Annotated in this window: 22 protein-coding genes; 14 read left to right on the top strand and 8 right to left on the bottom strand. The window is 68.4% G+C overall.

The annotated features are described in order from the left end of the window. Window position 1 precedes the first annotated feature (1 nt). The gene (locus GGR12_RS07555) at window positions 2-583 is read left to right on the top strand and encodes a DUF4287 domain-containing protein (RefSeq protein ID WP_183203828.1); all 582 of its coding nucleotides are present in this window, start codon (window positions 2-4) and stop codon (window positions 581-583) included. Here the strand turns inward: GGR12_RS07555 and GGR12_RS07560 are convergent. Continuing rightward, window positions 580-885 carry a CsbD family protein gene (locus GGR12_RS07560; RefSeq protein ID WP_183203829.1) on the bottom strand — a complete coding sequence of 102 codons (306 nt, stop codon included), beginning with the start codon at window positions 883-885 and terminating at the stop codon, window positions 580-582. The two genes, GGR12_RS07555 and GGR12_RS07560, sit on opposite strands and share 4 nt — an antisense overlap. A gap of 172 nt (window positions 886-1057) precedes the next feature. On the opposite strand from GGR12_RS07560, the gene GGR12_RS07565 reads away from it, so the two are divergent. Then, entirely contained in the window at window positions 1058-1660 is a 603-nt protein-coding gene (locus GGR12_RS07565; RefSeq protein ID WP_183203830.1) for a DUF2239 family protein, read from the top strand. A gap of 18 nt (window positions 1661-1678) precedes the next feature. Here the strand turns inward: GGR12_RS07565 and GGR12_RS07570 are convergent, their stop codons facing one another. Together GGR12_RS07570 and cobS are read right to left on the bottom strand one after the other, a co-directional pair. Then, window positions 1679-2278: a hypothetical protein gene (locus tag GGR12_RS07570; RefSeq protein WP_183203831.1), complete on the bottom strand. Its 600-nt coding sequence runs from the start codon at window positions 2276-2278 to the stop codon at window positions 1679-1681. Then, window positions 2278-3282 carry a cobaltochelatase subunit CobS gene (gene cobS, locus GGR12_RS07575; RefSeq protein WP_183203832.1) on the bottom strand — a complete coding sequence of 335 codons (1005 nt, stop codon included), beginning with the start codon at window positions 3280-3282 and terminating at the stop codon, window positions 2278-2280. Before cobS ends, GGR12_RS07570 begins: the two co-directional genes overlap by 1 nt. Before the next feature lie 111 nt (window positions 3283-3393). Between cobS and GGR12_RS07580 the strand changes: the two genes are divergently transcribed. From GGR12_RS07580 to GGR12_RS07595, 4 genes are read left to right on the top strand one after another with little or no spacing between them, the layout of a single operon-like run. Continuing rightward, entirely contained in the window at window positions 3394-4020 is a 627-nt protein-coding gene (locus GGR12_RS07580; RefSeq protein WP_246328821.1) for a TetR/AcrR family transcriptional regulator, read from the top strand. After that, the gene (locus GGR12_RS07585) at window positions 4017-5006 is read left to right on the top strand and encodes an HlyD family secretion protein (protein WP_221212297.1); all 990 of its coding nucleotides are present in this window, start codon (window positions 4017-4019) and stop codon (window positions 5004-5006) included. Before GGR12_RS07580 ends, GGR12_RS07585 begins: the two co-directional genes overlap by 4 nt. Beyond that, window positions 5003-5941, top strand: coding sequence for an ATP-binding cassette domain-containing protein (locus tag GGR12_RS07590; protein ID WP_183203833.1), 939 nt, complete (start codon window positions 5003-5005; stop codon window positions 5939-5941). Before GGR12_RS07585 ends, GGR12_RS07590 begins: the two co-directional genes overlap by 4 nt. After that, the gene (locus GGR12_RS07595; protein WP_343053156.1) at window positions 5938-7065 is read left to right on the top strand and encodes an ABC transporter permease; all 1128 of its coding nucleotides are present in this window, start codon (window positions 5938-5940) and stop codon (window positions 7063-7065) included. The genes GGR12_RS07590 and GGR12_RS07595 overlap by 4 nt, the downstream gene beginning before the upstream one ends. Here the strand turns inward: GGR12_RS07595 and GGR12_RS07600 are convergent. From GGR12_RS07600 to GGR12_RS07610, 3 genes are all read right to left on the bottom strand, one after another. After that, window positions 7044-7379 carry a hypothetical protein gene (locus tag GGR12_RS07600; protein ID WP_183203834.1) on the bottom strand — a complete coding sequence of 112 codons (336 nt, stop codon included), beginning with the start codon at window positions 7377-7379 and terminating at the stop codon, window positions 7044-7046. The genes GGR12_RS07595 and GGR12_RS07600 overlap by 22 nt on opposite strands. A gap of 172 nt (window positions 7380-7551) precedes the next feature. Continuing rightward, window positions 7552-7980 carry an organic hydroperoxide resistance protein gene (locus tag GGR12_RS07605; RefSeq protein WP_183203835.1) on the bottom strand — a complete coding sequence of 143 codons (429 nt, stop codon included), beginning with the start codon at window positions 7978-7980 and terminating at the stop codon, window positions 7552-7554. 252 nt (window positions 7981-8232) lie between these two features. Next, the gene (locus tag GGR12_RS07610; RefSeq protein ID WP_183203836.1) at window positions 8233-8904 is read right to left on the bottom strand and encodes a J domain-containing protein; all 672 of its coding nucleotides are present in this window, start codon (window positions 8902-8904) and stop codon (window positions 8233-8235) included. Between the two features lie 45 nt (window positions 8905-8949). Between GGR12_RS07610 and GGR12_RS07615 the strand changes: the two genes are divergently transcribed. The 8 genes from GGR12_RS07615 to egtB all read left to right on the top strand — a co-directional run bounded on the left by GGR12_RS07615 (window position 8950) and on the right by egtB (window position 18145). Next, window positions 8950-9249 carry a BolA family protein gene (locus GGR12_RS07615; RefSeq protein WP_183204842.1) on the top strand — a complete coding sequence of 100 codons (300 nt, stop codon included), beginning with the start codon at window positions 8950-8952 and terminating at the stop codon, window positions 9247-9249. Window positions 9250-9351: 102 nt separating this feature from the next. Further along, window positions 9352-11169: an ATP-binding protein gene (locus tag GGR12_RS07620; RefSeq protein WP_183203837.1), complete on the top strand. Its 1818-nt coding sequence runs from the start codon at window positions 9352-9354 to the stop codon at window positions 11167-11169. A gap of 137 nt (window positions 11170-11306) precedes the next feature. Beyond that, window positions 11307-11804, top strand: coding sequence for an RcnB family protein (locus GGR12_RS07625; protein WP_183203838.1), 498 nt, complete (start codon window positions 11307-11309; stop codon window positions 11802-11804). A 118-nt stretch (window positions 11805-11922) separates the two neighbouring features. Next, the gene (locus tag GGR12_RS07630; protein ID WP_183203839.1) at window positions 11923-13617 is read left to right on the top strand and encodes a cisplatin damage response ATP-dependent DNA ligase; all 1695 of its coding nucleotides are present in this window, start codon (window positions 11923-11925) and stop codon (window positions 13615-13617) included. Between the two features lie 56 nt (window positions 13618-13673). After that, window positions 13674-14558 carry a mechanosensitive ion channel family protein gene (locus GGR12_RS07635; protein WP_183203840.1) on the top strand — a complete coding sequence of 295 codons (885 nt, stop codon included), beginning with the start codon at window positions 13674-13676 and terminating at the stop codon, window positions 14556-14558. 3 nt (window positions 14559-14561) lie between these two features. Beyond that, a complete protein-coding gene (locus tag GGR12_RS07640) occupies window positions 14562-15575 on the top strand; it encodes a threonine aldolase family protein (RefSeq protein ID WP_183203841.1) in 1014 nt (337 codons plus the stop codon). 108 nt (window positions 15576-15683) lie between these two features. Further along, complete coding sequence (locus GGR12_RS07645; protein WP_183203842.1) at window positions 15684-15797, top strand: NepR family anti-sigma factor; 114 nt, start codon at window positions 15684-15686, stop codon at window positions 15795-15797. A 197-nt stretch (window positions 15798-15994) separates the two neighbouring features. Beyond that, window positions 15995-18145 (top strand): ergothioneine biosynthesis protein EgtB, encoded by a 2151-nt coding sequence (gene egtB, locus GGR12_RS07650; protein ID WP_183203843.1) that lies wholly within the window; start codon window positions 15995-15997, stop codon window positions 18143-18145. Between the two features lie 63 nt (window positions 18146-18208). Here egtB and GGR12_RS07655 read toward each other — a convergent pair whose 3' ends face one another. Both GGR12_RS07655 and GGR12_RS07660 read right to left on the bottom strand, forming a co-directional pair. Further along, window positions 18209-18433: a con-10 family general stress protein gene (locus tag GGR12_RS07655; RefSeq protein WP_183203844.1), complete on the bottom strand. Its 225-nt coding sequence runs from the start codon at window positions 18431-18433 to the stop codon at window positions 18209-18211. Between the two features lie 120 nt (window positions 18434-18553). Beyond that, a complete protein-coding gene (locus tag GGR12_RS07660; protein ID WP_183203845.1) occupies window positions 18554-18712 on the bottom strand; it encodes a hypothetical protein in 159 nt (52 codons plus the stop codon). Between the last annotated feature and the right edge of the window lie 26 nt (window positions 18713-18738).

Below are 18738 nucleotides of genomic sequence, written 5' to 3' on the forward strand. Positions count from 1 at the left end.
CATGGCCGAAGCGGGTTTCACCGATCGCCAGAAGAAGTGGTTCGCCACCGTCCAGGCGAATTTCGAGGCCGCCACCGGCAAGCCGATCGAGGCCTGGGTCGAGATCATGAAGGCCTGCCCGGAGACCGGTCACCGCGCGCGGCTGGCCTGGCTGAAGGCCGAACACGGCATCGGCGTGAACCACGGCTCCCACATCCTCGACGCCTGCGCGCCGAAGGGCGAAGGCCTGGGTTGGGATGATCCGGACGCCCTGCGCGCCGCGCTGTGGAAGGACGCCGGCTCGCTGGCGATCCTGGAGGCGATCGAGCGGGTGGCGGCGGATGTAGACGGCGTCATTTCCGGCCAGCGGAAGGGCTACACCCCGTTCTCGCGCTCGGTGCAGTTCGCCGCGACCCGGCCGCTGAAGGGCGGCCGGGCGCTGCTGGGTCTCAAACTGGATCCGGACGCGTCGGACCGGTTGCGGGCGTCGGTGCGCAAGGAAAGCTGGTCCGAACGGCTGGTCGCCGTGGTCGAGCTGAACGCGGCCGATCAGGTCGATGCCGAGATCGCGCGGCTGTTCGCGGCCGCGGCCGACAACGGCTAGCGGCGGCGGCCGACGCCGGTCAGCAGGATCGCCAGGCCGGCGAGAATGCCGGTGGTGACCAACGGTTTGCGGCGCGCAAAATCCAGGCCCTTGCGGGCATGGCCCTGGACGTCGGCCGGGGCCTTCTCGACCAGGCCGTCCAGGCCGTCGAGCGCGCGGCCGTAGTAGTTCGCCGCCTTGCCCTTCAGCTCGTTGAACTTGCCCTCGAGCTGCAGCTTGCTGTCGCCGGTCGCCTCGCCGAGGCCGTTCTGGACGCGGCCCTTGAACTCGGTCGCGGCGCCTTCGATGCGTTGGTCAGTCATCTCTTACTTCTCTCTCATTCGGCCGGGGAGGCTGCGGGATGAGCGCAGGACGACGGGCGCGGTTCCCGTCCGCTGAAGACAAATCCGGACCGTGTTCTCCGTGATTATATCCGGGCGTTATTGACGCCGATATTTCGTCCGGGTAAATCGACCGGAGCTTCAGGAGGCTTCCATGTCGATCCCCGCCGACCTTCCCGTCCTCGCCTTCACCGGCGACCGCCTGATCGCCCGCGGCCCGGCGCGTGAGGCGCTGGCCGCCATCAAGGCGGCGACGGACGCGGGGGAGGCGGTGCTGGTGTTCGAAGCCGCCACCGGCAAGGCCGTGGATCTGGACCTGCGCGGCGATCTGGACGCGGCCCTGTCCCGCCTGGCGCCCGCGCCCGAGGCGGAGAAGCGCGGCCCCGGCCGCCCGAAGCTGGGCGTCACCGCCCGCGAGGTCACCCTGCTTCCCCGCCACTGGGACTGGCTCGCCTCCCAGCCCGGCGGCGCCTCCGTAGCCCTGCGCAAACTGGTCGAGGGAGCCCTGAAGGAAGCCGAGGGCCCGGACCGCGCCCGCAAGGCCAAGGACGCCACCTACCGCTTCATGACCGCCATCGCCGGCGACAAGCCGGGCTATGAGGAGGCCGTGCGGGTGCTGTTCGCGGGCGACTGGACGGCGTTCGACGCGGCGGTAGAGGCCTGGCCGGAGGATGTGCGGGAGGCGGTGAGGGGGATGGCCGAGGGAGCTTGGCGGAATGGCGCCATTCAATCTGGGTCCCGGCATTCGCCGGGATGAACGGGAAGGGGGTGAAGCCTAGTCCGCCGCGCGTCGTTCTGCCGCCCCGAAGATCATGTCGGTGAGTTGTCGCGCCTGGCGATTGATCTGGGCTTCCCGTGCGGGATCAGGATGCGGTTCAAGCTCGGTGGCCCAGGTCGCGCCTTCCGGGGGCGTGAGGGTATCGCAGAAAACGAGAGCCATCTTGCGGCTCAGGACGTCGTGGTTCCGATCGTCCCGGTCAATGCCGTCGTCGTCGTGATCCTCGTGGGTCGGGACCGATACGCCGACCTTCCAGTGCGCGGGCTCCGCGGGCAGCGGCGGAACGGGGTGCTCGCGCATGCGGCCGTTTTCGTCAGGTGCGGAGATGGTCGCGATCAGCCGCCGCTCCGGGCGGGCTTGCTGCCAGATCGTATAGACGGCGAACGGCTCCACCGTGCCGCCGACGTCGATCAGGCCGCAGCCTTTCCATCCACCGCCGCGCGGCGTCGGCTGAAAGGCGCTCGAGAGGATGCGGCCATCCGGAACCTTGGCCTGAAGGGCGGCCAGAAGCTGCTCATCCGTCGGCCGGGGCGGACGCTCGTCGGCTTGTTGGGGCAGGGCGACGGCCAGGTAAGCGGCCAGTACAGTCGAGAGCATCAGCCGACCTTCACCCGCGTCGCCGCCTCGGGCAGGTCTTCCCCGAACGCCCGCTGGTAGAACTCCGCGATGGTCGGGCGCTCCAGCTCGTCGCACTTGTTCAGGAAGGTCAGGCGGAAGGCGAGGCCGACGTCGCCGCCGAAGATGGTGGCGTTCTGGGCCCAGGTGATGACGGTCCGCGGGCTCATGACGGTCGAGATGTCGCCGTTCATGAAGGCGTTGCGGGTCATGTCGGCGACGCGGACCATGGCGGCGATGGCGCGGCGGCCCTCGGCGGTGTTCCACTCCGGCGCCTTGGCGGCGACGATCTCGGCCTCGACGTCGTGGTCCAGGTAGTTGAGCGTGGTCACGATGTTCCAGCGGTCCATCTGACCCTGGTTGATCTGCTGGGTGCCGTGATACAGGCCCGAGGTGTCGCCCAGGCCGATGGTGTTGGTGGTCGAGAACAGGCGGAACCACTTGTTCGGGCGGATGACGCGGTTCTGGTCCAGCAGGGTCAGGCGGCCCTGCGCCTCCAGCACGCGCTGGATGACGAACATCACGTCGGGACGGCCGGCGTCGTATTCGTCGAACACCAGCGCGATCGGGCGCTGCAGGGCCCAGGGCAGCATGCCCTCGCGGAACTCGGTGACCTGACGGCCTTCCTTGAGGACGATGGCGTCCTTGCCGACCAGATCGATGCGGCTGACGTGGCTGTCCAGGTTCACGCGCACCAGCGGCCAGTTCAGGTGGGCGGCGACCTGCTCGATGTGCGTCGACTTGCCGGTGCCGTGATAGCCCTGGACCATGACGCGGCGGTCGAAGCTGAAGCCGGCGCAGATGGCCAGCGTCGTCTGCGGGTCGAAGCGGTAGGCGTCGTCGATGTCGGGGACGTGGCTGTCGCGGTGGTCGAACACCGGCACCGTCATGTCGCTGTCGATGCCGAACAGTTCGCGGACCGACACCTGGCGGTGCGGTTCCAGCGTCAGCAGGGGATCGGGCGACGAGTCGAGCAGGGAGGTCATGCCTCTCCTTAGAATTCCGGCGGGGCGGGGTCCAGCGTGGCGCGCACCCGCTTGCATCCGATATCGGATGAGTAGATGACTGGTGGGTCAGTTATTTTGTGAGGCGTCGTCATGCTGCCCGCAGGCGAACCCAAATTCCGCCGCCGACCCGGCGACCGTCCCGCCGAGATTCTGGCCGCGGCGCTGGAGGTATTCGCCGAGCGCGGCTTCCATTCCGCCCGGCTGGAAGAGGTCGCCAAACGCGCCGGCGTGTCGAAGGGCGCGCTGTATCTGTATTTCGAGACCAAGGCGGACCTGTTCCGGGCGGTGGTGAGGGACGCGATCTCGCCGAATATCGAACGGATCAAGGCCATGGCCGAGGCCCAGGTCAGCTTCGAGCCGGCGGTCCGGATCGGCCTGGTCATGCTGGCCAGCCGGGTGGTCACCGACCGGCGCGTCAGCGGCGTGGTCAAACTGGTCATCGCCGAGAGCCGCACCCACCCCGAACTAGCCGCCATCTGGCACGAGACGGTCGTCGAGCCCGGCATCGGCCTGATGAGCCGTCTGATCGCCGAGGCCCAGGTGCGGGGCGAGGTGCGCGAGGGCGACCCGCGCCTGTTCGCCTTCGGCCTGATGGGGCCGATGGTGCTGTCGATGGTCTGGCGTGAGACCTTCGAGCCCGTGGGCGCGCAGCCGATCGACGTCGTGAAGCTGGCTGAACAACACCTCGACACCGTTCTGCAGGGGATGAGACCTTGACGCGACCGCATGTGAACCCGCGGCTGGTGCTGGCCGTCGTCGCGATCGCCGTTCTGGGCGTCGTGGTCTGGGCCCTGTTCCTGCGCGACGAGGGGCCGCGGACGCTGACGGGCTATGTCGAGGGCGAGCGGGTCTATCTGGCCGCGCCGGTCTCGGGCTCGGTGGCGGCGCTGTATGTCCGCGAAGGCGAGCGGGTGACGGCGGGCGGCCGGACCTTCCTGATCGACCCGCAGGTGCAGCGCGCCCAGGCCGACAGCGCCGCCGCCGCCGTCGGCGCGGCCGAGGCGCGGGCCGAGGACTTGCGCAAGGGCCAGCGTGAGCAGGAACTGGCCGTCTTCGACGCCGAGCTGCACGCCGCCCAGGCGACGCAGCGCGAGGCCGAGGCCGAGTTCGGACGGATCGAACCGCTGGTGCGACGCGGCATCTTCGCGCCGGCGCGGCTGGATCAGGTGCGGGCGGCGCGTGACGCGGCGCGGGCCCAGACGGCGGCGGTGCGGCGGCGGCGCGAGGTCGCCACCCTCGGCGCCCGTCAGGACGCGGTAGCCCAGGCCGAACAGCAGGCGGCCCAGGCGGCCGGCGGGCTGACCGAGGCGAATGTCCGGCTGGGCCAACTGGCGCCGCTCGCCCCGGGCACGGCGCGGGTGGAGGAGATCTTCTATCGGCCGGGGGAATGGGCGGCTGCGAACCAGCCGATCATGGCCCTGCTGCCGGACCAGGAGGTCAAGCTGGTGTTCTTCGTGCCCCAGGCGGAGATGGCGCTTTACCGCCCCGGCCGCACGGTGCGTTTCGGCTGCGACGGCTGCGCGAGTGAAGGGACGGCGCGGATCACCTGGGTCAGCCCGCGGCCCGAGTTCACGCCGCCCGTGCTGTACAGCAAGGGCAGCCGCGACCGGCTGGTCTATCGGGTCGAGGCCCTGCCGGCGAACGCCGCAAGCCTGAACCCCGGCCTGCCGGTCGATGTCATCCCGCTGAGGGCCGGCGAGTGAGCGACGCGCCCGATCTCGTCATCGACGTGCGCGGCCTGAACAAGTCGTTCGGGGCGCTGCATGCGGTGAAGGATTTCGGCATCCAGGTGGCCCGGGGGCGCATCTGCGGCTTTCTGGGACCGAACGGCGCGGGCAAAACGACGACCCTGCGCATGTTGTGCGGCCTGCTGACGCCCGACAGCGGCGAGGGGAGCGTGCTGGGCTTCGATGTCATGAAGCAGGCGCGCGAGATCAAGCAGCGCGTCGGCTACATGACGCAGAAATTCTCGCTCTACGAAGACCTGACCATCGAGCAGAACCTGACCTTCGCGGCGCGGGTGCACGACCTGGATCGCCGCAAGGAGCGGGTTCAGGCAGCGCTGGAACGGTTGGGCCTGGTGGAACGGCGGGCGCAACTGGCGGGCAATCTGTCGGGCGGCTGGAAGCAGCGGCTGGCGTTGGCGGTGGCGACGCTGCACGAGCCCGACCTGCTGCTGCTGGACGAGCCCACCGCCGGGGTCGACCCGGAGGCGCGGCGGACCTTCTGGGACGAGATCCACGCCATGTCGGCCGAGGGCATGACCGTGCTGGTGTCGACCCACTACATGGACGAGGCCGAGCGCTGTCATGAGATCGCGTACATCGTCGGCGGGCGGACGCTGGCGCGCGGCACGGCCGACGAGGTGGTCGACGCCTCGGGCCTGATCACCTTCCATGCGGAGGGCCCAGGGGCCGACCGGCTGGCAGCAGAGCTGCGCACGAAGCCCGGCGTCGAGATGGCGGCGCCGTTCGGCACGGTGCTGCATGTGTCGGGTCGGGATCGCACGGCGCTGGAGGCGGCCATCGCGCCGTATCGCAAGCCGCCGCTGGAGTGGGAGGAGACCCGGCCGACGCTGGAGGACGTCTTCATCCAGCTGATCCACGACCTTGAGGCCGAGAAGCGGAGGGCGGCGTGATCTCGCTGTCGCGCACCTGGGCCGTGATGGCCAAGGAGTTCATCCAGCTGACGCGGGACCGGCTGACCTACGCCATGATCCTGTTGCTGCCGATCGTGCAGCTCCTGCTGTTCGGCTACGCCATCAATGACGACCCGCGCAGCCTGCCGACGGCGGTGCTGGTGCAGGACAACGGCGCCTTCTCGCGCTCGATCCTGACCGCGCTCGATAACAGCGGCTATTTCGAAATCACCCTGCAGGCACGCAGCCAGGCCGAGCTGGACCGGGCGCTGGCGCGGGGCGAGGTGCAGTTCGCGGTGATGATCCCCGCCGATTTCACCAACCGGGTGGTGCGTGGCGACCGGGCCCAGATCCTGGTCGAGGCGGACGCGTCGGACCCTTCGGCGACCAGCGGGGCGGTGGCGGCGATCGCCAGCCTGCCGCAACAGGCGCTGGTGCGCGAACTGACGGGGCCGCTGGCGAACCGCGCGCCGGGGACGCAGCCGTTCGAGGTGGTCGTGCAGCGTCGCTACAACCCCGAGGCCATCACCGCCTACAACATCGTGCCCGGGTTGCTGGGCGTGATCCTGTCGATGACGCTGGTGATGATGACCTCGCTGGGCATGGCGCGGGAGCGCGAGCGGGGCACGATGGAAAGCCTGCTGGCCACGCCGGTCCGGCCGCTGGAGGTCATGGTCGGCAAGCTGACTCCCTATGTGCTGGTCGGCCTGACCCAGGCCACGGTCATCCTGGTGATGGCGCGACTGCTGTTCCATGTGCCGATGAGCGGCGGCTGGATCGCGCTGGGTCTGGGGCTGATGCTGTTCATCATCGGCTCGCTGGCGCTGGGCTTCCTGATCTCGACGGTGGCCAGGACCCAGCTGCAGGCGATGCAGATGAGCTTCTTCTACATGCTGCCGTCGATCCTGCTGTCGGGCTTCATGTTCCCGTTCCGCGGCATGCCTGAGTGGGCCCAGATCATCGGCACCGCGATCCCCGTCACCCATTTCCTGCGGGTGGTTCGGGGATCGTTGCTCAAGGGCGTGGGCATCGAGAACGCCGGCCCCAGCCTGTTCGCGCTGGCGCTGTTCGTGCTGGTGGTCGGGACGCTGGCGATGCTGCGCTACCGGACCACGCTGGACTGAATGTCACCTAAGGTGACTTTTTCTTGCAAAATGTGAAAATAGGTGACATACTGCGACCCATGACTGGTGAAGAAATGCGCGCGATCCGTAAGACGATCGCAATGACTCAACTCGAGATGGCCGAACGCCTTGGCGTAAGCCGAAAAACCATCGTGGCTTGGGAAGGAAGTGTAGAACCGTTGGCTGAAGGCGTCGCCCTCCAGGTTCTGGATGTGGCCGGGCAGATTCGAGTGCTCACGAACACGTTTCGTGTGGAGCCCACGATGCACAGCACCTACGCGGTGGTTCATCGTCGCCACCGGCAGATGCCGCATCAATCTGCAATGTACTACACCCATAGCGAAGCCATGCTTATGGGGGAGTTCAGACGACGGACCGACGCGTACCGGTGGTGCAACGCTCTTCAGCTCACCGCCAACCCACGCAACACACGTGAGCTCCTGAGGCAGCGTAGGCGAGAATCTGAGCAAGGCGTCGTCGGCTAGGCTAGGCCGCGCTCAACCTCACATCGACGTTGCCGCGCGTGGCGTTGGAGTAGGGGCAGACCTGGTGGGCCTTCTGGATCAGGTCGTCGATGACCGCCTGGTCGAGACCGTGGTCGGTGACGGCCAGGTCGACGTCCAGGTTGAAGCCCTCGCCGCGGGTGTTCTTCCCGAAGCCGATGCCGGCGGTGACCTTCGTGTCCGGACCGACGGGCGTGCCCGCCTTGCCGCTGACCAGCCGCAGGGCGCCGAGGTAGCAGGCGGCGTAGCCGGTGGCGAACAACTGCTCGGGGTTGGTGCCTTCGCCGCCCTTGCCGCCCATCTCGGTGGGGATGGACAGGCGAACGTCGATCTTGCCGTCGTCGGTGGCCGAGCGACCTTCGTCGCGGCCGCCGCCCGAGGCGGTGGCGTGGGCGCGGTAGAGAACTTCCATGGCGAGGCTCCTGTGCTTGGGAGCGTCTGAGATAGGCGGAGACGGCGCGAAAGCCAGTTCCGGGTCAGACCATTCCCGCGCAGCGGGCCTTGCTTGCGTGGCTGGCTGGTTCGTCACAAAGGGCACAAAGGGATCACGAAGGGCACAAAGGGACGGAGTCTGGCGCAGGCCCCTTCGTGTTTCTTTGTGATCCCTTCGTGGGCTTCGTGATGAACCGACCGGAGGTGAAGCCCGCTTCGCGGAGGAGCGGGCTTAAGCCAGGCCCGCCTTCTTCAGCGTCTTGTAGGCCTTGATGACGCGCTGGAGCTTGGCTTCAGCGCCGCGGTCGCCCTGGTTGTGGTCCGGGTGGAAGCGCTTCAGCAGCTCATGATACCGCGACTTGATGGCCTTCTTGTCGGTGCGGAGATCGAGGTCGAGGTCGGCAAGGGCCGCGCGCTCCAGCTTGCCGATGCGCAGATCGTCCTGACCGTCAGGTCCGGCCTGTTCCTTCATGCGACGACCGAACAGGCCGAAGCTGTCGCGCCAAGAGCCCGCGCCGGCGTTGTTGGCGGTGCCCACCTTGGCGGCGAAGGCGGCGGCTTCGCGGGTGAATTTGCCGGCCTTCATCTCCCAGGTGGGACGGCCGCCGGTCATGGCCTCGTTCTCCTGCGCCGCGCGGACCTCGCCCTCGCTCATGCCGGCGTAGAAATTCCAGCCCTTGTTGTACTCGCCCGCGTGGCGCTGACAGAAGTCATAGAAGTCGTTCAGACGCTCGCGCGACTTGGGCGCGCGGGCGGTCGCGGCCTGACGGCACTCGGGCCACTGGCAGGGCTTCTCGCCGGGCTTAAGGTGCAGGACGTCTTCCTCCGCCGCCTCCTCTTCGGGGCGGGGCGGCTTGATCCGCATATCCTTGAAGCGCGGTTTGTATTGAAACGCAGAAGACATCACCCGAAGTGTAGGGTCGAATTGGTCACCAACAAGGACACACCGATGCCGGAAGGCCCGATCGCGACGATTATCCGCGAAAAACTGACATCGGGGCTGTCTCCGGAGCGTCTCGAGATCGAGGACGACAGCGGGCGGCACGCCGGCCACCACCACGAAGGCGGCGTCGACGGACGCGCCGGCGGCGAGAGCCACTTCAATGTGACGGTGGTGTCGACGGCGTTCGAAGGGCAGGGGCGGGTCCAGCGCCAGCGGACCGTCAACGGCCTGCTGCGTGAGGAATTGGCCGGCCCGGTGCATGCGCTGTCCATCAAGGCGCTGACCCCGGCGGAAGCCGCCGGCTGAGTTCGCAGAACGAAGTTCGTCATATAAGCGTCAGCGTTCACTTCGTCTTAGAAGGTTCGCCCTAGCGTTCCGGCCGGATTGGGAAGGCTTGGGGGCGGGCGCATGGTGGAATCCGACGGCATCGGCAAGCCGACAGGCAACGATCCGGATTCCGGCGAGGCCGCGCAGGCCCTGCGCGCGATTCTGCAGACCCAGTACCTGCGCTATCTGATCATCGCCAGCTGGGCGGTCGGCCTGCTGGCCACCGTGGGCTGGACCGCCGCGACCCTGTGGTTCGTCGGCACCCTGGCCGCCGGCGCCCTGCGCGGCGCCGTCGAAAAGCGCATCAGCCAGCGGGTCGGCACCGGCTGGGGCCTGGTGTTCCCGGCGGTGGCGACCGCCACGACCTCGGCCTGGGCGACCGCGCCCGTGTTGGCCTGGTTCTCGGGCGCCGAATTCGGTCACTCGCTCGCCATGGCCCTGCTGGTCGCCGGCTACGTGCTGGTGTTCGCCCAGCTGCGCAGTTCGCCACGCCAGGCCATTGTAATTTCGTCGCCGTACGGCGTCGCCGCCCTGATCATCGCCGCCAGCCTGTGGGGCTCGCCCGAGTTCTGGCAGTTCATCGCCGTGATCCCGTTCACGGCCGCCGGCCTGTTCGTGCTGGTGACCATGACCATGCTGCGGGAAGAGCGTATCCGCGCCTTCCAGGAGCATCAGGCGCACCTGATCGAAGAGCTGGAGTCGGCGCGCGACCGCGCCAACGCCGCCAACGACGCCAAGTCCAACTTCCTCGGCGTCATCTCGCACGAACTGCGCACGCCCATGAACGGCGTCCTCGGCGCGGCCCAGCTGTTGAGCGCCACGCGCCTTGAGCCGACCCAGCGCGAGTATCTGACGATCATCCGCAACTCGGGCGACAACCTGCTCAGCCTGCTGAACGACATCCTCGACATGACCAAGATCGAGGCCGGCAAGATGACCTTCGAGATCGTCGATGTGGCCGTCGATGATCTGCACAAGCGGGTGACCGGCCCGTTCCAGGCCCAGGCCGAGGCCAAGGGCCTGATCTTCACGGTCCATCGCGAGGGCGATGTGCCGGCCGTCGTACGCGGCGATCCGCTGCGCGTCTGCCAGGTCGTACACAACCTGCTGTCCAACGCCGTGAAGTTCACCGACGGCGGCGAGATCGTCTACACGGTCCGCGGCGAGCGGCTGGAGGATGACCGGGTCCGCTTCGAATTCGCTGTCAGGGATTCCGGCGCCGGCATCGCCCCGGAAGACCTGGAGCGCCTGTTCCAGCCCTTCACCCAGGTCGACGCCTCGTCGACGCGCCGTTTCGGCGGCACGGGCCTGGGCCTGACCATCTCGCGGCGCATGGCCAACATCATGGGCGGCGACATCACCGTCGAATCCACGGTGGGCGAGGGCTCGACCTTCACCTTCACTGTCGAGGCCGACGTGGTTCAATGGGACCGCGAGGAAGAGGCCGAAGCGATCGTCGCCGAGGTAGAGGGCGGCCAGAGCCTGAGCGTTCTGGTGGTCGAGGATCACCCGGTGAACCGCATGATCCTGGAAGCCTGGATGAACTCGGCCGGCCACACCTCGGCCAACGCCGAGAACGGCCAGATCGCCATCGACGCCGCCGAAGGCCAGCGCTTCGACCTGATCATCATGGACGTGAACATGCCCGTGATGGACGGCCTGACGGCGACGCGGGCGATCCGCGCCGGCGAAGGCCTGAACCGCGACACGCCGATCGTCGTGCTGTCGGCCTCGGCCCGGACCGAGGACCATCAGGCCGGTCTGGACGCGGGCGCCGACGCCTATCTGAACAAGCCGATCGATTTCGCGGCCCTGGCCATGGTGATGAACCGGGTCGGCGCGGGCCGGGCCGGTGTCGGCTCGCTGGTCCGCCAGACGGACGCTGCCGAAGCGGCCTGACGGTCGCGCAACAATCGCGTTCGAAAGGCGGCCGCCGTCTGAACGGCAGGTGATCACAACCATTCAGACCCGGCTCAAGGGCCGGGCTCCAGATTGCAGGCAAGTCGAACTTCTTCGGCCGCATCTGGAGACAGACCATGAAAAAGGTTCTCACCGCAGCCATCGCCGCCACGCTCGCCCTGGGCTCGGTCGGCGTGGCGTCCGCCGCCGAAGCCCAATCGCGCGGCCACGATCGCTATGAACAGCGTCAGGATCGCCGAGACGACCGCAACGATCGCCGAGAGTACCGTCAGGACGACCGCAACGACCGTCGCGAATATCGTCAGAACGCCCGGGACGATCGCCGCGAATATCGTCAGGAGCAGCGCCAGTACGCCCGCTGGCAGCAGGCCCAACGCCGCTACGACGCCGGTCGCTACTATGCGCCGCGCGGCTACCAGGTCCGCACCTGGTCCTATGGCCAGCGGATGCCGTCCTACTACCGCAGCAACCAGTACGTCGTGCGCGACTACGGCCGCTACGGCCTGCGCCAGCCGCCCCATGGCTACCAGTACGTGCGCAGCGGCAATGACGTGGTCATGACCGCCATCGCCACCGGCCTGATCACCGCGGTTATCGCCGGCATGTTCAACTAGACCGAACGATCCGGGAGGCGGACCCCTCCCATCGCCGCCCGGGTCGGGGCGCGACGCCCCGGAGGGAGACCTCCGGGGCGTTTGCGCGTTTGGGGAGCCTGTGTCCCCATGAGGTCCGATGCGCGCCTTCGCCGAACTGCTGGACCGCCTTTCGCTGACGGGGTCGCGCAATGCGAAGCTGGTCCTGCTGCGCGACTATCTTCGAGCCACGCCCGATCCGGACCGGGGCTGGGCCCTGGCGTCCCTGACCGGCGAACTGGTGTTCGACGCCGCCAAGCCGGCGATGATCCGCAAGGCGGTCGAGGCGCGGGTCGATCCGGTCCTGTTCGGCTGGTCCTACGACTACGTCGGCGACCTGGCCGAGACCGTCGCCCTGATTTGGCCGGCCGATCGCGATCACCGCCCCAACCGCGAGCCCGAGTTGGGCGAGGTGGTCGAGGCCCTGCGCACCGCCGGCCGGGGCGAGGTGAGGGGGCTGCTGGAGGGCTGGCTGGACGCGCTGGAGCCCAAGGCGCGCTGGGCGCTGCTGAAACTGATGACGGGCGGGCTGCGCGTCGGGCTGTCGGCGCGACTGGCGAAGACGGCGGCGGCGATGATGCGGCCGGCGGCGGTCAGCGAACCGCCCGATCCTGACGGCGGCGAGGTCGTGACGGCGCTGGAGCCGGTCGACGTATCGGACATCGAGGAGATCTGGCACGCCCTGACGCCGCCCTATGCCGACCTGTTCGCCTGGCTGGAGGGGCGGGCCGAACGCCCGAGCGGCGACGCGCCAGGCCGGTTCCGGCCGGTCATGCTGGCGGTGGCCATCGACGAGGCCGTGGATTTCGAGCGGCTGGACCCGGCCGACTACGCCGCCGAATGGAAATGGGACGGCATCCGCGTGCAGGCGGTGCGCGAGGACGGGGTCGAGAAACTCTACTCCCGCACCGGCGACGAGATTTCGGGCGCCTTTCCCGACGTCATGGCCGGCCTGACGTTCGAGGGGGCGATCGACGGCGAACTGGTGGTCTGGCGAGACGGGATGGTGGCGCCGTTCGGCGACCTGCAGCAGCGGCTGAACCGCAAGGCGGTCGATGCGAAGACGATGGCGGCGCATCCGGCGGCCATCGTCGCCTACGACATCCTGGCCCGTGACGGCGATGACCTGCGGGGGCTTGCGCTCGCGGAACGTCGCGCAAGGCTGGAAGCCGTGACCGCGAACGGCGGCGATCGCCTGCATCTTTCGCCCATCGTCAGCTACTCGACCTGGGAGGAACTGGGTCGGCTCCGCGCCGATCCGCCGGTCGGGGCGGCGGCCGAAGGGCTGATGCTGAAGCGCTGGGACAGCCCCTACCTGGCCGGGCGTCCGAAGGGGCCGTGGTTCAAGTGGAAGCGCGATCCGCATGTCATCGACGCGGTGCTGATGTACGCCCAGCGCGGGCACGGCAAACGCTCCAGCTTCTATTCCGACTACACCTTCGGCGTCTGGACGGAGGAGGGGGTGCTCACCCCGGTCGGCAAGGCCTATTTCGGCTTCACCGACGAGGAGTTGAAGCAACTCGACAAGTTCGTCCGCGACCACACGATCGAGCGGTTCGGCCCGGTGCGGTCGGTCCGGGCGGATCGTGATTTCGGCCTGGTGCTGGAGGTCGCCTTCGAGGGGCTGCAGCGCTCGACGCGGCACAAGTCGGGGGTGGCGATGCGCTTCCCGCGGGTCAGCCGCATCCGCTGGGACAAACCTGCCCGCGAGGCCAATACCCTCGACGACGTCATGGATCTGCTGGACGCGATCGAGAGCGGCGGCGGCCGGGTGGCGAAGCCGCTCCAGGCGTAGCGCCGAAATGCCGGGGCCGGGGTTCCAATCCGGCCGCCAGGCGTTAGACCCGGCTCATGATCCAAGCTTCAGCGCCACCCTCCTACGATTTCGGCGAACTGCCGCCCCTGAGCTTCGACGCGGCGGTGGCCGCCAAGATGGTCGACATGTTCGGCGATCTGGCGGTGAACCTGACCATCGCCGCCCTGACCCTGGGCGCAGCGTGGTTCGTGGCCCGGTGGACGTCGCAGTTGGTGGTGCGGGCGCTGGGACGGCTGAAGTCCAGCCGCCACGACGCGACTCTGCCGGGGTTCCTCGGCGCCCTGGTGCGCTGGACCATCCTGATCATGGGTCTGATCATGGTGCTGCAGCGCCTCGGCGTGCAGACGACCTCGATCATCGCCGTCCTGGGCGCGGCGTCCCTGGCTATCGGCCTGGCGTTGCAAGGGGCGCTGTCGAACGTTGCGGCCGGCGTGTTGCTGCTGATCCTGCGGCCTTACCGTGTGGGCGATCAGGTCGAGATCGGGCCCTACCAGGGCGTGGTGAAGCGGCTGGACCTGTTCATCACCGAGATCGCCACCTTCGACAATCGCCGGGTCACCGCCCCGAACGCCAAGATCCTGGGCGACTTCATCGTCACCCGGACGGCCTATCGCCGCCGGCGCATCGATGCGGTCTTCAACGTCCGCTACGACACCGACCTCGACAAGGCGTTCAAGGTCCTGGTCAAGACCGCCGAGGGCATTACGGACGTTCTGGACGACCCGGCGCCGACGGCGGAGATCACCGCCTTCAAGGACAATGTGGTCGAGATCAGCTTGCACGCCTGGGTGAAGACGTCAGACTATTCGACGGCCAAGCCGGACGTGATCCTGGCCGCCAAGCGCGCGCTGGATCGAGCCGGCATCGTGCTTCCCAACATCTATCAGGCCGGCACCACCGCGCCGGCCGCCGCGGACTGAGCCATGCGTTACGACTTCGGATCCGACAACACGGCGGGCATGGCCCCGGCGGCGATTCAGGCCCTGATCGAGGCCAACGACGGCTACGCCCGCGCCTACGGGGCGGATGACGTCACCGCCCGCGCGGCCGACCAGATCCGCCGACGCCTGGATGCGGATGCGGAGATCCGTTTCGTCTTCTCCGGTACGGCCGCCAACGCCATCGCCCTGTCCATGCTGGCCTGGCCACACGAGGCGGTGCTGGCTCACCATGCCGCGCACGTGTGCACCGACGAGACCGGTGCGCCGGGCTTCTTCGGACAGGGCGTCGGCCTGATCGGCTTGCCTGGCTTCTCGGGCAAGATCGAGCCCGTCGCCTTGCGGGCGGCGCTTGACGAACCCGAGGTCGGCCATCGCCAGCCGCCGGCGGCGCTGAGCCTGACCCAGTCGACCGAGTACGGCACGGTCTACACCGAGGAAGAACTGCGGCACCTGATCGAGCCGGTGAAGCTGAAGGGCTACGGCGTGCACCTGGACGGCGCGCGCCTGGCCAATGCCGCGGCCGCCGGTTTCGACCTGACGCAGATCGCCCGTCTGGGCGTGGATATTCTGGTGTTCGGCGGCGCCAAGGCGGGCGCGAATTGCGCCGAGGCGATCGTCATGTTCGACAAGACGCTGGCCCGGCGCGTCGACAACCGGCTGAAGCAGGCCGGGCAGACGGCGTCCAAGACCCGCTTCCTCGCCGCGCCCTTCCTGGGTCTGCTGGAAACCAACGCCTGGGAGGACGGGGCGGCCCACGCCAACCTGATGGCCCAGCGGCTGGCGGATGGCGTCGTCGCCGGCACCTCGTTCGCCCTGGCCCACCCGGTCGAGGCCAACGCGGTCTTCGTGCGCATGCCGCCGCGCGCCCATCAGCGGCTGAACGAACTGGGCTGGGCCTGTTACCGCTTCGACGACGGGTCGGTGCGGTTCGTCTGCTCGTGGGCGACCCAGGAAGAAGCCGTGGACGAACTGCTGGCGGCCATGGTCACGCTTTAGGCGTGACAAGACACCGGTTTCCGGACATTGACGCCAATGCGGCCTTCGGGTCGCGGGGGGATGTCAGGGTTGCACAAGCGTTTGACGAGGGACCGCTGGCCGGACGTCATGGCCCGGCTGGCTGAGGTGTATCGCGAAGTCGAGCGCGAGCCCGTTCCCGAGCGCTTCCTTAAACTGATCGAGCGCCTGTCGGCCGAGGCCGATCCCGCGGACGCCGACTGAACCACCCCAGCGCTTCGCTACGATTTCAGGCAGCTGATTTCGCCCGTCGTCCCATGGTCGGAACGACGGAATTCAAACGGTTGCGTCTGACCCCCGTTCCTGTGTCGGAGGGCTGACACACGGGGAACGGAAGGCCGGGACTGGCGGTTACCGTGACGCCGCCCCATTTCCCGGGACCACGGCGGGGGAGCGAATGCATGAACGTCCACTCGCGGGTGACATCGGTCGCGCAGGACGACATCGAAGCCTTCCGGCGCGTCCGCGCCGCGATGCCCGACCTGGCCCGAAGCCTGTCGGCGGAAGATCTCGCGGCCCAGTCCATGGCGGACTGCAGCCCGGGCAAATGGCACCTGGCGCATTCCAGCTGGTTCTTCGAGGCGATGATCCTGTCCGGCGAGCCGGGCTACCAGCCGGTCGATCCGATCTTCCAGACCCTGTTCAACAGTTACTATGAGGCCCTGGGCGAGCGCGTCGCGCGGCCCGAGCGCGGATTGATGACGCGGCCGTCGCTGGACGAGGTGCTGGCCTACCGCCGCGAAATCGACCGCCGCATGGTCGCCTGGCTGGAAGAGGGCAGGGCGGACGAGCGCACCGGCTATTTGTTCACCCTCGGCCTGCATCACGAGCAGCAGCATCAGGAGCTGTTCCTGATGGACATCCTGAACCTGATGTCGCGTTCGCCGCTGAATCCGGCGGCCTGGACCGAGGAGCCTCGCGCCGGAAAGGTCGAGCCGATGCGCGGCGGCCGGCTGCGATTTGACGGTGGTCTGGTCGAAATCGGTCACGGGGACGGGGCGTTCGCCTTCGACAACGAGGCCCCCGCCCATCGCGTCTGGCTGGAGCCCTATGCGCTGTCGGCCGATCTGGTCACCAACGGCGAGTGGATCGCGTTCATCGAGGATGGCGGTTACGCGCGGCCCGAGCTCTGGCTCTCGGATGGATGGGCGACCGTGCAGGCCGAGGGCTGGGACGCACCGCTCTACTGGCGACGTGAGGCGGATGGCTGGAATGCGATGACCCTGGCCGGGCGGCGTCCCGTCGATCCGACGGCGCCCGTGCGGCACCTTAGCCTGTACGAGGCCGACGCCTTTGCGCGATGGGCCGGCGGCCGGCTGCCGACCGAGGCGGAGTGGGAGCACGCTGTGCGCTCGCAGGGTGACGCCCTGTCGAACGCGTTCGGCGAGGTCTGGCAGTGGACGGCCTCGGCCTACGCGCCCTATCCGGGCTTCCGCCCGACCGAGGGCACGGCGTCCGAGTACAACGGCAAGTTCATGGCCAACCAGGCGGTGCTGCGCGGGTCGTCGTTCGCGACGCCCGAGGGCCATGCGCGCGTGACCTACCGCAACTTCTTCTATCCGCATCAGCGGTGGCCGTTCACCGGCCTGCGCCTGGCCTTCGAAGCAGCGGAGACGACCGTGACCGATGGCGACGAGACGGTGGGCTTCCGTTCTGACCTGCTGGCCGGGCTGAAGGCGTCGCCGAAAAACGCCTCGCCGAAATGGTTCTACGACGCCGAGGGATCGCGCCTGTTCGAAGAGATCACGCGCCTGCCGGAATATTATCCGACGCGCCAGGAGGCGGCGCTGCTCCGCGAGGTCGCGCCGGACTGGGCGCGACGGTTCGGGGACGCGGTGCTGGTCGAGTTCGGCTCAGGGGCCAGCGAGAAGACCCGTATCGTCCTGGACGCCGCGCCCGATCTCGCCGGCTATGTGCCCATCGACATCAGCCCCGCCGCGCTGGACGCCGCGGCCGCCCGGATCGATGAAGCCTACCCCCGCCTGGCCGTCACCCCCGTGGTAGGGGACTTCCTGCACCTGAATGCGCTGCCGCCCGAGGTCGCGGCCGGACGTCGGGTCGGCTTCTTCCCGGGATCGACGATCGGCAATCTGTCGCCGGACGAGGCCGTCGCCTTCCTGAAAGGCGCGCGCGAACTGTTGGGCGAGGGTGCGTTGTTCGTGCTCGGCGTGGATCTGGTGAAGGCGCCGTCGGTCCTGATCGCCGCCTACGACGACGCCCGCGGCGTGACCGCCGCCTTCAACCGCAACCTGCTGGTCCGCGCCAATCGCGAACTGGGCGCCGACTTCGACCTCGGCGCCTTCCGGCACCGGGCCGTGTGGAACGCCGGGGCGTCGCGCATGGAGATGCATCTGGAGGCCGGCCGCGACATGACGGTGCGGATCGGCGACGAACGGATCGCCTTCGCGCGCGGCGAAACCATTCACACCGAGAACTCGCGGAAATTCACCGAGGCGTCCGTGCGCGATCTCGCCGCCGCCGCCGGCTGGCGGGTCGCCGACTTCCGCAGCGGTCCGGCGCCGTCCGTCGCGCTGGCGCTTCTCGAAGCCTGAAACGACGAAGGGCGGCGTCTTTCGACGCCGCCCTTCGGACGGATTTCCTTTGATCGTCAGCCGTTATTCTGCGGTGGGGGGACGTTCCCGGCTGCGGGAGCCGTGCGACGCCTCGCCGCCTTTTCTCCCCGCCTGGGCGGCAAGACTGCGGTCCTGCGAGAAGCTGCGTTTCTCGCTCGGTACGCTCGCGCCGCCCTTGCGGGCGATCTCGCGTTGTCGTTCCGGATCCATCGAGGCGAAGCCCCGCTTGGAGACGCCGGAGGCTCGGGTGGGCTGACCTTGAGCCATCGGGGGTTCCTTTCGTGGCGACTGTGGCGGTTGGAGAGTGAACCCACTCGCTCCGCTCCGGTTCCGGGGTCGCGGTCACACAAATGCGAACGAATCACAGGCCCCGCCTGGATTCGGCGTTCATCGACCGCCGTATGGCCGGGAGTCGTTGTCGTCCTGTTCGGGCTGGCTGGGCGGCACCTCAGCCGGCGTCTCGCCGGGATTGATGTCGGGACCGGGCGTATCCGGAGGCGTGATCTCGGGTTCTCCGCCCGGGCTGTCTGGATCGATAAAGGTCATGACAACCTCCTTTCTCCCCACAGCAA

Origin of the sequence: Brevundimonas lenta, assembly GCF_014196335.1 — a bacterium.
Classification (GTDB): domain Bacteria; phylum Pseudomonadota; class Alphaproteobacteria; order Caulobacterales; family Caulobacteraceae; genus Brevundimonas; species Brevundimonas lenta.